The organism is Okeania sp. SIO2C9, assembly GCF_010672455.1.
Taxonomy (GTDB): Bacteria; Cyanobacteriota; Cyanobacteriia; order Cyanobacteriales; family Microcoleaceae; genus Okeania.
On record NZ_JAAHGO010000029.1, the window covers coordinates 1 to 14,267 of the forward strand.

The following is a 14,267-nucleotide window of genomic DNA, read 5'->3' on the forward strand; positions in this document are numbered from 1 at the left end:
GTCCGAAGGCAATCGTTTGTGTAAAAGTTAGCGTGGATATCTACAGGATAATTTAAGTTTTTTTCTTGCCTGTTGCCTGTTGCCTGTTGCCTGTTGCCTGTTGCCTGTTGCCTGTTGCCTGTTGCCTGTTGCCTGTTGTCTGTTGCCTATTTACTATACAATACCGATGCTACCGGACATGATATAACTGATAATTTTTATTGTTAATTAAGGGCAAAAAAATTGAAAAATTATCTGAATATTTCCATATTATTAATAATTCAACCAATTCAAAACTTTCTCATATTCAAAATGATCACAATATTTTTGTATGGCTTCAGCTAGAGAATTATCTGATTGGCGAATTGTCGTGATTGTATTAGCAATTCCTGCTAAATTTCCCGTCAGTAAAGCATCTCTTAACTGTACTTTTAATTCTTCAGATAATACACTCACTTTTTCTTGAATAGATTCCAGGGTTTCTTCCTTTTTCTTTTGTTGAGGTTTACTCTCAATCTCCTCATACACATAGCGCACTCCTAAATATTCTTCCATCTTGTTCAAGATATCTGCTTCGCGAAATGGCTTTCTCATAAAATCATCGCACCCTGCTGATAAAACTACTACTTTTTCTTCTTCCAATACACTCGCTGTCAGAGCAATTATTGTTGTTGCTTGTCCTTTGGTTGTAGCTTTGATCTGTTTTGTGGCTTCATATCCATCCATCACTGGCATCCGCATATCCATCCAAATTAAGTTAGGTTGCCAATCATCCCATATTTCTATTGCTTGTTGACCATTAATAGCTTCTTTGAGTTCAAATCCAAGAGGAGAAAGCAGCTTAATTAATAATTGACGATTGAGAGGTTTATCATCCACGATTAAAATTCGATATTTTGGTTGATTTGGTTCCAGGGCAATAATACGACGTTGGGGAATTTGGGTCTCAACAACATCGCTTTCGCTGACAATGCTAGCTTTGATTTCAAAGGTAAATATCGTTCCTTTGTTAAGTCTGGAGCTAACATGAATGTCTCCCCCCATCAGTTGGACAAATTTACGAGAAATTGGTAATCCTAATCCCGTTCCTTCTTGAGCTTGTTTTCCTGTTTCAGTTTGAGTGAAGGCTTCAAAAAGTTTGTCTAACTCTTCTGCTGCAATTCCAGCTCCAGTATCTTCAACTTCAAAAATAATTTTGCTAGGATTAGATGGAGGAAATTTTTGAGCAACTCTGAGAGAAACTCCTCCGTCTGAAGTAAATTTAATCCCATTATTAATAATATTAATCAAAACCTGACGTAATTTCAGTTCATCGGTGCAAATATATTGAGGAACATCATTAGTATGTTCGACTAAAAGTTGTAAGCCTTTTTCTTGTGCCTTCAGGTAGAGCATATCTTCAATATCATTGAGCAAGCGATGGAGGTCAAAGTTTTTCTGATTGAGAGTAATGCGTCCGGCTTCAATTTTAGAAAGATCGAGGACATTGTTAATTAAAGTCAGAAGGTGTTCCCCACTGCGACTAATAATACTAATATTTTCAATATGCTCTTGGGGAAGAGTTTGGGAACGAGTCATGATTTGAGCAAAACCGAGAATTGCATTTAAAGGAGAACGTAACTCATGACTCATATTGGCAATAAAAGCACTTTTAGCATGGTTAGCTTGCTGGGCAGCTTTTTCAGCTTCTTTGTAACGGGTAATATCTTGAAAAATACCAATAATTCCTATCACTCTACCCTGAACATCATAGAGTGGGACTTTACTCGTTTCCAACCAACCTTGTTTGCCATCCCCTTGTGTTATCGGTTCAACAATTCCCAATTCCGGTTTTCCAGAATCCATTACCCGGCGATCGCTCTTAATATAAAAGTCTGCTTCTTCCCTACTCCAGGACATTTCATCGTCGGTTTTGCCCACAATCTCCTGACGTGTCATGCCAGCCACCGAGGCAAAACTCTGGTTACACCCCAGATAAACATTTTCTCGATCTTTCCAAAATATAGATTGGGGAATATTGTCGATCACCAGGTTAAGCAACTGTTGCGACTCTGATAATTCTTGAGTCCGCGCCTCTACTTTCTGCTCTAGGTTTTGAGAGTAGTCTTGCAATTCTTTAAACGACGCTTGTAGCTGTAAAGCCATGTGGCTAAACGAGTCCGCTAACTGCCCCAATTCATCCCGGCGATTTGTAGGTAACGGTTCATCCCAGTGTCCGTCTGCCAAACGGTGAGCAACACGATTAAGATGTAATGTTGGTCGTACCACTACTGATTGGGCGAGCCACCAAACTAACGGTAAGGAAACTAGCAAAACAACTAGGAAAATTCCCCCCGCAACAGCTAATGCTCCCACTGCACTCTGAGTCACAGTAGTAGCATCCATCTCAATTACAAGAATACCGTCGGAACGCCCCAATTGACTTTTAATGGGGGCATAACCATACAAAACAAATTGACCTACACCATTAGCACGGATAGTAGTTTCGGTAATTGGAGTCTGGATTTCTGTCTTCTGCTGTAAGCGTGGTGGCAAATCCTGTGGTACATCTCCAAACTTGGCAAGGGGTTGCTTGAGATGTTGAGAATTTGGTGCATAATTTAAAACGACTCTGTAACTTCCATCTCGAAAGCGCAGGGTATAAAGACGAACAATATCTGGGTCTGAGGCTTGAATTTCCTTGAGTCGCCGCTGATTAACAGTGTAGTAAGCTGTATCAACATCTTCGGGGTCGTTGATTAAACCATGATAATCGCTGTCAATTTGACGAGCGGCCAAACTGGTTATCCCCAAGAGGCGGTCTTGCAGTGCGACTTGCTGGGATATCCGCAGTTGCCAATAGATTGTGATCGAAAGTGCGCCTGCTGTGAGAGCAATTAATCCCGAATAAGCGATAACCAGTTTGCTACTAAGATTCCAATAGTTCATAAAAATAGATATCTCTAGAAAATAGGGAATACTGACAATTTCTGTTCCGGTTTAGTAATTAGATTTTGGTGGAAGGCGGGAGGTAGAAGGTTTTCTACTCCAGAAAATAAGGAATAGGGTATAGGAGGAAATAATTGACAATTTCTGTTCCGGTTTAGTAATTAGATTTTGATGGAAGGCGGGAGGTAGAAGGTTTTCTACTCCAGAAAATAAGGAATAGGGTATAGGAGGAAATAATTGACAATTTCTGTTCCGGTTTAGTAATTAGATTTTGCTGGAAGGCGGGAGGTAGAAGGTTTTCTACTCCAGAAAATAAGGAATAGAGAATAGGGGGAAATAACTGACAATTTCTGTTCCGGTTTAGTAATTAGATTTTGATGGAAGGCGGGAGGTAGAAGGTTTTCTACTCCAGAAAATAAGGAATAGGGTATAGGAGGAAATAATTGACAATTTCTGTTCCGGTTTAATAATTAGATTTTGATGGAAGGCGGGAGTTAGAAGGTTTTCTACTCCAGAAAATAAGGAATAGGGTATAGAGGGAAATAACTGACAATTTCTGTTCCGGTTTAGTAATTAGATTTTGTTGGAAGGCGGGAGGTAGAAGATTTTCTACTCCAGAAAATAGGGTATAGGGTATAGAGGGAAATAACTGACAATTTCTGTTCCGGTTTAATAATTAGATTTTTATGGAAGGCGGGAGTAGAAGGTTTTCTCCTCCAGAAAATAGGGTATAGGGTATAGGGGGAAATAATTGACAATTTCTGTTCCGGTTTAATAATTAGATTTTTATGGAAGGCGGGAGTAGAAGGTTTTCTACTCCAGAAAATAGGGTATAGGGTATAGGGGGAAATAATTGACAATTTCTGTTCCGGTTTAATAATTAGATTTTTATGGAAGGCGGGAGTAGAAGGTTTTCTCCTCCAGAAAATAGGGTATAGGGTATAGGGGGAAATAATTGACAATTTCTGTTCCGGTTTAGTAATTAGATTTTGGTGGAAGGCGGGAGAGAAAATAAGGAATAGGGTATAGGGGGAAATAATTGACAATTTCTGTTCCGGTTTAATAATTAGATTTTTATGGAAGGCGGGAGTTAGAAGGTTTTCTACTCCAGAAAATAAGGAATAGGGTATAGAGGGAAATAACTGACAATTTCTGTTCCGGTTTAGTAATTAGATTTTGTTGGAAGGCGGGAGTAGAAGGTTTTCTCCTCCAGAAAATAGGGTATAGGGTATAGAGGGAAATAACTGACAATTTCTGTTCCGGTTTAGTAATTAGATTTTTATGGAAGGCGGGAGTAGAAGGTTTTCTCCTCCAGAAAATAGGGTATAGGGAATAGAGGGAAATAACTGACAATTTCTGTTCCGGTTTAATAATTAGATTTTTATGGAAGGCGGGAGGTAGAAGGTTTTCTCCTCCAGAAAATAGGGTATAGGGTATAGGGGGAAATAATTGACAATTTCTGTTCCGGTTTAGTAATTAGATTTTGATGGAAGGCGGGAGTAGAAGGTTTTCTCCTCCAGAAAATAGGGTATAGGGTATAGGGGGAAATAATTGACAATTTCTGTTCCGGTTTAGTAATTAGATTTTGATGGAAGGCGGGAGTAGAAGGTTTTCTCCTCCAGAAAATAGGGTATAGGGTATAGGGGGAAATAATTGACAATTTCTGTTCCGGTTTAGTAATTAGATTTTGATGGAAGGCGGGAGTAGAAGGTTTTCTCCTCCAGAAAATAGGGTATAGGGTATAGGGGGAAATAATTGACAATTTCTGTTCCGGTTTAGTAATTAGATTTTGGTGGAAGGCGGGAGAGAAAATAAGGAATAGGGTATAGGGGGAAATAATTGACAATACATGATATTAGAGATAACTTTTAACTTTTAACTTTTAACTTTTAACTTTTAACTTTTACCTTTTAACTTTTAACTTGCGCGTAGCGCATAGCGCTAACGTTCCAATCCTAAACTCTTCTGGTAGAATGTTTTTTGGGAATCTCGTCCCATTTCATCGGTGAGATTCTCCCATTCCTGAGTAATCTTCGCCATAGCTTCATCCCGGTTAATCTTCCCCGCGAGAAAGTCTGAAACTGCTGCATCTAGTAGTTCTCTCTGATAATTGTAGTTTCTGGGAATAGTCAAATCCAACACCATATTGGGACTGTTGAGACTAGCGCCAATTGCCCCCAAGTAGGTGCTAGCCACTGCGGGGGTCATACCTGCTGCTATCCAGTTCTGAGAATCAGAAAACTGTGAAATACGATAGGGGTTCATACCCGATCGCCCATTTGTTACATCTATATTGGAGCGATCAGGCTGGCTAATATAAGAAATAAAGGCTGCTGCTGCTGCTTGAACTTCGGGTTCTGCTGCCGTATTAATCGTTCCGACCCAACCAATGGCTGCTGTAAAAGGGGCATGGTTTACCCCATTAATTGCAAACGGACAGGTAAATTTATCGCATTGTACTAATTCTCCAGTCTCCCAATTGAGGACTTCGGTAGACCCTGGCATAATGGTAGTACCAAATTTATCTTTAACCTTTGACCCTGGTAAGAGTGCTAATGTCCCAATATCTCCATGATCCATAGATAAAGCACAGCGACCGGAAACAAAGGCTTGACGACCGTCGTTCAACCCCCACTCCATTTCATCAGGAGCGCCATACTCATTGGTTGCTTTGTAAATATCGAGAGCTTTAGCAAAGGCAACATTATTCGTCATGGGTTTCATGGTATTGGGGTCAAAGAAAACCCCTTGTTTGGTTCCTTGAGACTGCAAAAGAGAAGCTGCAATTGACCACATTGCCCAGTAGGTAACGTTTCCCTGTTTTTTTGATAAGCAAGAACCATAGTCTGCTTCCCCGTCATCATTTAAGTCTTTACCATGAAAATACTTGGCAATTTTGAGATAATCATCCCAAGTTCTGGGAGGCTCAAAACCTTCTTCAGTTAATAGATCGGCTCGATAATACATTAGATGATAGTTGCCATCAATGGGAATTGCATAGATTTTGTTGGCATAAACAGGACCGTATTCCTGAAAAAATGGTGCAATATCGTTCCATGCCAAATTTGAATCTTCATTGACATATTCCGTTAGGTCTTTGAGGTAACCAGATTCAATATAGTCTGGCATCCAATTTGAGGTCATAATCATCACATCATATTGATTGGTACCTGTTGTCAGATCCTGCAAAATTGTTTGATATAGTTCAGAATAGCCAGCACTTTTAACCGTAATTTTTGCTCCTGTCAGTGCTTCAAATTCATCAGCACGTTTTTCAACAGTGGCAGCAACAGGTTTACTGAGGGAGATGACATTGATATTGACTCCAGCAAATTTATCAGATGGTGCGGAGGATACTTTTTCTTCTGTTGATGATGTTGTTTTACAGCTAACAGCAAATACACTTAAAAAAAGTGTCGTTAAAAGCAGGGAGGAAATTTTAAAAATGGGCAACTTACTAAAGATTGCAGGAACCCAGAAAAGATGATTCTGATTCATTATTATTCACCGAAAAATTAGATTTGAAGCCTTGTCCTGATAGGACTACTTTTTAACTTGTTTTTATTTGATAAATATAGTATTATAACTGTATAGTATCATAACTGTATAGTTGAGATTAAAATTATCAAAGCTAGATTTAATACCATGTCCGGATTCTAGTGTTAGCTCTTTAATTTCAACCTACGACCTAACACCTAATTCTGTGCAGCCTCACATAAAATTAGTATAATTGAATTATAGACAAGATAAACGCAAAAAGAGACACGATGTCAAAATTAGCAATGAATATTACTTTAAATTCAGAACAAATTGAGTTCATCCAACAAAAACTAAAAAGTGGTAGATATCAAGATGCCAATGAAGTCATTGTCGAAGCTTTTAGATTATTAGAATAACGAGATATAACCTATCAAAAATGGATAGAAGAAACTCAAGAAAAAGTAGATATAGCTATTGAAGAAATCAGGCGAGGTGAAGGAATAGATGTAGAAATTGTTGTTAATCAGTTGAAAGAAAAGTTACGTCAATCTCGTCAAAAATAAGTAAGTATGAATCGTTAGGGATTTGCAACTTAATAAAGTACCGATTATTACTGTAGAAAAAGTTCCGTGGCTGTCATTGCGAGGCGATAATATTAGACTCAACCCCAATCGGAAATAGTCAAGCCAGCCGAAGCAATCTCTACTCTATCAATTAATTAGCTGGTAGTCTATTTTTTTGCTAGTCCCTTATATTATTGCTCCCTCCGCTAGTAAAGATTTAAACGAAATTATAGATTATTTTGCCGATTTCAATATTACCAGAGGGGAAAGTTTTATCGTAGCCTTTCAAAAAAATGTCAAAACTTAATTAATTTTCCGATGATGGGGCGCAGTTATGCAGAAATTAGACCGGGGTTAAGAGGTGTACCTTTAGATAAATATATTATCTTATATCAGGTTGCTGATAATACTTTAGAAATTCTACGAGTTGTGCATGGTTCTCGTTATTTAAAAAACTTGTTTCAGTCAGATGAAAATTCAGGGTACTAGCTCGTCTAGCTTGAAAATGTGGGTAAATTTTAGAAAATATAGACCTCTCCCCCCCCCTTTCCAAGGGGGGTTGGGGGGGATCGTAGCGTTGAGTTTTTCCCACAAATTTAGCCTAAACGCGCTAGTACGATCGTTAATTGTTTAGTAGTGGTACATTGTATAGGGAGCCATCGAATTGGCGACGTACAGTCAGAAATAATCTCTGACGCTCGTTTGAGAATTTAGGAATGTCCTAAGCTTTGCTTCAACTGCTATAGTTGAAGAATAAAGGCATTCAACCGCTTATTTATAGAAATAAATGAATTACTAAACTGAAATGACTCAATCTTTAATTACTCCTACCCAAACCCCTTTATTAGGCTTATCCTTACCTGAGTTAACAGAGTGGGTACAACAGCAAGGACAACCTGCTTATCGAGGCAAACAACTTTATCAATGGATATATCAAAAAGGGGCTAAGTCTCTGGCAGACATCACAGTATTTTCCAAACAATGGCGCGAGGAGATTAAGCATTTTTCCATAGGTCGATCTGCCATACATTACCGCTCTGTTGCTCCAGACAAAACAGTTAAATATTTGCTACAACTATCAGATGGTAATATTATTGAAACTGTGGGCATTCCTAGTCATAAACGTCTAACTGTGTGTGTGTCTTCTCAGGTCGGTTGTCCAATGGCTTGTGATTTCTGTGCTACTGGAAAAGGAGGCTTTACGCGGAACCTAGAAGCACATGAAATTATCGACCAGGTGCTGACTGTGCAAGAAGATTTTGAGCGACGAGTTAGCCATATTGTGTTTATGGGAATGGGGGAACCGTTGCTGAATACTAAAAATGTCTTGGCTGCTGTTAGGTCCCTGAATCAAGATGTGGGTATTGGACAACGTAATATAACTATCTCAACTGTGGGAATTCGCGATCGCATTCGTCAATTAGCCGAACATAAATTGCAAGTGACTCTCGCTGTTAGTCTTCATGCTTCTAATCAAAGATTGCGGGAACATCTGATTCCTAGTGCTAAATCTTATCCTTTGGGAGATTTAATAGCAGATTGTCGTGAATATGTCAACCTCACAAAGCGAAGAATTAGTTTTGAGTATGTGATGTTAACAGGTTTTAATGATTTACCAGACCATGCTAAAGAATTAGCTAAAAATCTGCGGGGGTTTCAGTGTCATGTTAATTTAATTCCCTATAATCCTATTAGTGAGGTTGACTATCAAAGACCAACAGGAGAAGATATCAACGCTTTTGTTAATGCTCTCGAAGAAAAACATATTGCAGTTAGCGTTCGTTATTCCCGTGGTTTAGAAGCTGATGCCGCTTGTGGGCAATTACGGGCGTCGCGGGTTAGTGGTGTAGGGGAGTAAGGGAGTGTGGGAGGTGTGGGGAGTGTGGGGAGTGTGGGAGGTGTGGGAGGTGTGGGAGGTGTGAGAGGTGTGGGGAGTGTGGGAGGTGTGGGAGGTGTGGGGAGTGTGGGAGGTGTGGGTTAAGCGGCAGCACAACCCAACAAAAGCGAAAAATCTGACCAAAAAATGTAGACAGAGGTACTGATAACTGATAACTGATAACTGATAACTGAAATAGCGTGGACTAATTCTCTAATCGCTGCAATTTCTTTTTTGCCCACTCCCGCAGTTGTTCGTCTGGGTCATTTTCTGCTCTGTCTTTTAATAGTGGGAGAGTTTGCGGATGCTCTGGGTAATGTTTGACTATTGCTTTTAGTGCAATTTGTCGAGGGTTGTCTTCAATAGTTTGAAATTCATTGCGGAGGCGATCGCGAATTAAATCATCTAGGTCATCATAAAAGGGACGATACTTAATGCTGCTAGAAATTACAGGGACAAATTTTCGGGGTCGATCTTTAAGGTCATACTCAGGTTGAAAGGGGTCATTAAGGGCGCAATTACGAAATAATTCAAACATTTCTGGGTCAGGTCTCCAACCTTTTGCTATTTGTTGTACTGCTTCTAGTCGTATATTTGAATCATCATCAGACTGTGCTAGTTGTTTAAGTAATGGTAAAGTTTCTGGGTTATTTTTTCCCAGAGTAGCTAAGTGTTCCACGGCTTTTTGTCGTACATTTGAATCATCATCAGACTGTGCTAGTTGTTTAAGTATTGGTAAAGTTTCTGGGTAATGTTTCCAACCAGTTGCTAATTGTTCCATTGCTTCTTCTCTTAGATACTCATCAGAATCAAACTGTGCTATTTGTTTAATTATTAGTAAAGTTTCTGGGTCACGTTTCCAGTCAGTTGCTAATTGTTTCATTGCTTCTCCCTTTAGATACTCATCATTAGACTGTACCAAGTGTTTCAGCATTGCTAAAGTTTCTGGTTTGCTTTTCCAACCAGTTGCTATTTGTTCCACTGCTTCTCGTCTCACATCTGAATCATCATTAGACTGTACCAAGTGCTTCAGTATCGCTAAAGTTTCTGGTTTGCTTTTCCAACCAGTTGCTATTTGTTCCACTGCTTCTCGTCTCACACCTGAATCATCATTAGACTGTACCAAGTGCTTCAGTATCGCTAAAGTTTCTGGTTTGCTTTTCCAACCAGTTGCTAATTGTCGCACTGCTTCTCGTCTCACATCTGAATCATCATTAGACTGTACCAAGTGCTTCAGTATCGCTAAAGTTTCTGGTTTGCTTTTCCAACCAGTTGCTAATTGTCGCACTGCTTCTCGTCTCACATCTGAATCATCATTAGACTGTACCAAATGCTTCAGTATCGCTAAAGTTTCTGGTTTGCTTTTCCAACCAGTTGCTAATTGTCGCACTGCTTTTATCTTTAACTTATCATCATTAGACTCTACACAGCGTTTAATCATCGGTAAAATTTCTGGGTCATCTTTCCAACCAGTTGCTAATTGTTGCATTGCTTCACATCGCAAAATCAAATCATCATCAGACTGTAGCAGGTGTTTCAGCATGGGTAAGGTTTCTGGTTCATCTTTCCAAGCAGTTGCTAATTGTCGCACTGCTTCTAGTCGCACCTGCCAATTATTATTAGGATGTACCAAGTGTTTGAGCATGGGTAAAATTTCTGGTTCATCTTTCCAACCAAGAACTAACCGTCGTACTGCTTCTCGTCGCAAAATCAAATCATCATCAGACTGTACCAGATGTTTTAGCATTGGTAGCGTTTCTGATTCATCTTTCCAACCAGTTGCTAATTGCTGCATTGCGACAAGTCGCAAAACCGAATCATCATCAGACTTTACCAGGTGTTTCAGCATCAACAAAGTTTCCGGTTCATCTTTCCAACCAGTTGCTAAGTGTCGCACTACTTCAACCCGCAACTTATCATCAGAGTGCGCCAGGTATTTGAGCATGGTTAAAATTTCCGGTTCATCTTTCCAACCAGTTGCTAAGTGTCGCACTGCTTCTTCTCGTACATCTTCATCATCATCAGACTGTAGCAGTTGTTTGAGCATGAGTAAAGTTTCTGGTTCATCCTTCCAACCAGTTGCTAAGTGTCGCACTGCCTCTTGTCGGACCCAAGTATCATTGTCAGACTGTACTAGGTGTTTGAGCATGGGTAAAGTTTCTGGCTCATCTTTCCAACCAGCAACTATTTGGTCTATAGCTTCTTGTCGGACCCAAGTATTATCATCAGACTGTACTAGGTGCTTAAGTGTAGTTAACATTTCTGGCTCATCTTTCCAACCATCTGCTAACTGTCGCACTGCTTCTACTCTCACATCTTCATCATCATCAGACTGTACTAGGTGTTTGAGAATTGATAAAGTTTCTGGTTCATCCTTCCAACCAGTTGCTATTTGTTCCACTGCTTCTTGTCGGACCCAAGTATTATCATCAGACTGTACTAGGTGCTTAAGTATAGTTAACATTTCTGGCTCATCTTTCCAACCATCTGCTAACTGTCGCACTGCTTCTCGTCGCACAAATCTATCATCATCAGACTGTACCAGGTGTTTGAGCATGGATAAAGTTTCTGGCTCGTCTTTCCAACCATCTGCTAACTGTCGCACTACTTCTTGTCGCACCTGCCAATCACCATCATATTGTGCCAATTGTTGGAGCATGGGTAAAGTTTCCGGTTTATCTTTCCAACCAATAATTATTTGTTGTATTGCTTCTCGTCGTACATCCTCATTAAAACCAAACTTAGCTGTTTGTTTCAGCCAAGTATAAGTTGAATAATCATTCCAGGTTTCTGCTACGACTACCACAGCTTGAGTATTAATTTTACGAACTAAGGATTCATTTTTATGATCGCTTTCTAAACGAAGTTGTCTAGAATAATCGGTATAAGGTCCGTAATAATAGTTGTCATAATAATAGCCAACTTCATACCTCGTCAAATCTTTTAACTTTTCTAATAACCGAGATTCTATATTAGAAATACCATGACGAACCCTAACTTCAAACAACAACTTGCCAGCCAAAAATAAATTCATAAACTTTTCATATTCCCCCTCTTGCTCCATTAAATAACTAATAATTTCTCCTACAAATCTAGCATCGATCATTCCAGCAATTAATCGCAAAACTTCATGCCATTTTTCATCCCGCCAATGCTTACCAAAAACATCCTCAATTAACTCTTTTTTAGAAATTTTCTGTTCCTTTTCAAACTGCAAAACAAAACTCCAAGCACAAAAATATTCCAAAAAAGTTCGATGCACAAAAGCATAATATTCAGCTCCAACAAAACACAAAACAAAATTCCGACTCCGCAACTGTTCCATCAACGCCCTAGCCACACCTCTAGCATCATTAATATCTACACTTTTTAGATACTCCCAAATAATCCTTTCTAAATCATCTCCCAAAATCAAATTACCAGCTAAACCCGCAGTATTTCCCTGCATAAAAAAAGCTACTCGACGCAAAATTGCCTGTTTATCTTTATAGTCAATAGTAATCGGGTCAATTTTCGCATCAATTAATGCTCTTTCCATATCCCATTGATGTAACAAAACCCGCGAAGCTTGATTATAAAGTTCAGCTCTATCTCTCGGCAATTCTTGATTTCGATTTAGAATAGCCATCATCGTTAATAACAGAGGATTTCCTGCCAACTCTTTAATAGATCGAGAATCCTTAATTGCCCGTTTCAACCTTTCTCTTTTCCTCTCTTTTTCCGCCTCATCTTGATAAGTCAAATTATGCCAACGTTGAATAAAATCCTCAATTTTTTCCGCTGACAAATCCTGCAACATAAAATGATAAAACTCAGCATCCCGGAGTTTTTGTGGCTTATAACCAATCACCCGCGAAGTAACAATAACCCGCACATTTTTATAGACATTAGTAAATCGATGAATATCAGTAATTATTTCCTCTCGTTTAGCAGGGTCGAAAACTTCATCCAATCCATCAAACATCACAATAGCATCGCCATTATGTAATTTAGCATCGAGTTCCTGTTGAGGTAATTGACAAGTTATTCCGCTACCTTTTTCCAGAAAATCCAGAAAATTTTGGCATTTATTAGCATCATGGTTTCTAACATAAGTCCGCAGTTCAATTAATATAGGAATTGGCTGTAAATATAAATCTTTCCGAGATAATTCTGCCCATTGAAGAGCCATATATTGTAATAAAGTAGACTTGCCAGAACCAGGGTTTCCCAGAATAACTAAATATTGATAATTGCTATTTTCTATTAATTCTAAAACCGAGCGAGTCTGCTGTTCAAAATATCTGCGTCTAAGACCTTCTAATCTTTCTTGAGAAAGTTCTTCCTCAAACTGTCCAGTCTCCTTTAATCGCTGCCGATATTCTTTAGGAATTTCATGTACTTGAGGCAGAAATTCCTGAGATTCCCGGACATTTTGAGGAATAAACATTCGCCATAATTTCAATTGATTATAAGCATAACCACTCGTATCTAAACTTTCTAATTTCAGATTCCCATATTGTTCTCGGATTCCCTCCTGATATTTTTCTAGGTCAAAATCTGGTTTAATTTCCGTATTTTGATTTGCCAATTTATCCAGATTTTCTGAATTTAAAATTTCCCGTAATTCATCCGACTCGCGAATAATCTTTTTCACCCTTCTCCGATATTGCTCCGCAACAAAATTCCAGTTAAATTCATCTGGCAAACGTGGATTAATTTCATTCCCAATAGTAACTAATTTCTTAGTCTCCAAAAATTTTATATCATTATCAAAAGCACTAACCAAAACTTCTAAAACTGACTTATTTTCAATAAACTTTTTTAAAGGTTTAGTATATTTCTTTAACTCACCTTCACTCAATTCCGCATTTTCTAACTCTTGCTGTATCAAATCTAAAAAATATTTAATAGCTTGTGCCGTAGCTTTTTGTAAAACTTTTCCATTTGTTATGCCACCAATAGCATCAGAAATACCTTGTTTAAAAAAATCTTTAACATAGTCTTCAGCAGTACCCTTAGCTAATTCTCCAATAACTTCCTGAGCAATAAATTTAACCGCTTCACTACCCCCCCAAGCAATTAACAATTCAATCATAATTATTTCATCTGTTATGTGTTAGTTATTTTTCATTATAAAAAAATTAGGAAGAATTTATAGGAGTAAGATAAATATATAGCATTTCTCAAAAGGCGTGACATACAGTTTTAGATCCCCCCTAACCCCCCTTAATAAGGGGGGAACTGCTTATATCAAATCCGTTTAATTGAGTATAAAAAAATGTTCCATCTTCAACCATTACCAAATATTTCTCGCTCCCCCCATCTCCCCATCTCCCCATCTAATTACACCGATGCTACCGGATTTGATATTAAAGGGAGGTTTCAAACTCCCCCTTTTTAAGCTATGCTTTATAAACATCTTTCTTAACATAAAAATTGACAAAATAGACGAGTTATGG

General features: G+C 38.6%; 5 protein-coding genes and 1 pseudogene. 3 read left to right on the forward strand and 3 right to left on the reverse strand.

Translation table 11 applies throughout. The annotated features are described in order from the left end of the window. Window positions 1-252: 252 nt before the first annotated feature. Window positions 253-2,907 carry an ATP-binding protein gene (locus F6K23_RS21535; RefSeq protein WP_293159633.1) on the reverse strand — a complete coding sequence of 885 codons (2,655 nt, stop codon included), beginning with the start codon at window positions 2,905-2,907 and terminating at the stop codon, window positions 253-255. Between the two features lie 1,941 nt (window positions 2,908-4,848). Then, window positions 4,849-6,405 carry an ABC transporter substrate-binding protein gene (locus F6K23_RS21540; RefSeq protein ID WP_293159635.1) on the reverse strand — a complete coding sequence of 519 codons (1,557 nt, stop codon included), beginning with the start codon at window positions 6,403-6,405 and terminating at the stop codon, window positions 4,849-4,851. A gap of 269 nt (window positions 6,406-6,674) precedes the next feature. Between F6K23_RS21540 and F6K23_RS21545 the strand changes: the two genes are divergently transcribed. The 3 genes and pseudogenes from F6K23_RS21545 to rlmN all read left to right on the forward strand — a co-directional run bounded on the left by F6K23_RS21545 (window position 6,675) and on the right by rlmN (window position 8,808). Continuing rightward, a complete protein-coding gene (locus tag F6K23_RS21545; RefSeq protein WP_293159637.1) occupies window positions 6,675-6,803 on the forward strand; it encodes a type II toxin-antitoxin system ParD family antitoxin in 129 nt (42 codons plus the stop codon). A gap of 405 nt (window positions 6,804-7,208) precedes the next feature. Further along, window positions 7,209-7,439 (forward strand): annotated as a pseudogene (locus F6K23_RS21550) (type II toxin-antitoxin system RelE/ParE family toxin); the annotation flags it as partial. Between the two features lie 316 nt (window positions 7,440-7,755). Then, window positions 7,756-8,808 carry a 23S rRNA (adenine(2503)-C(2))-methyltransferase RlmN gene (gene rlmN / locus F6K23_RS21555; RefSeq protein WP_293159639.1) on the forward strand — a complete coding sequence of 351 codons (1,053 nt, stop codon included), beginning with the start codon at window positions 7,756-7,758 and terminating at the stop codon, window positions 8,806-8,808. A 223-nt stretch (window positions 8,809-9,031) separates the two neighbouring features. Here rlmN and F6K23_RS21560 read toward each other — a convergent pair whose 3' ends face one another. Then, window positions 9,032-13,903 (reverse strand): HEAT repeat domain-containing protein, encoded by a 4,872-nt coding sequence (locus F6K23_RS21560; protein WP_293159641.1) that lies wholly within the window; start codon window positions 13,901-13,903, stop codon window positions 9,032-9,034. Between the last annotated feature and the right edge of the window lie 364 nt (window positions 13,904-14,267).

What these genes read in the sequence shown, in the direction of transcription:
- F6K23_RS21535 (WP_293159633.1), bottom strand. Translation starts at nt 2,907, where the DNA reads ATGAACTATTGGAATCTTAGTAGCAAACTGGTTATCGCTTATTCGGGA.
- F6K23_RS21540 (WP_293159635.1), bottom strand. Translation starts at nt 6,405, where the DNA reads ATGAATCAGAATCATCTTTTCTGGGTTCCTGCAATCTTTAGTAAGTTG.
- F6K23_RS21545 (WP_293159637.1), top strand. Translation starts at nt 6,675, where the DNA reads ATGTCAAAATTAGCAATGAATATTACTTTAAATTCAGAACAAATTGAG.
- rlmN (WP_293159639.1), top strand. Translation starts at nt 7,756, where the DNA reads ATGACTCAATCTTTAATTACTCCTACCCAAACCCCTTTATTAGGCTTA.
- F6K23_RS21560 (WP_293159641.1), bottom strand. Translation starts at nt 13,903, where the DNA reads ATGATTGAATTGTTAATTGCTTGGGGGGGTAGTGAAGCGGTTAAATTT.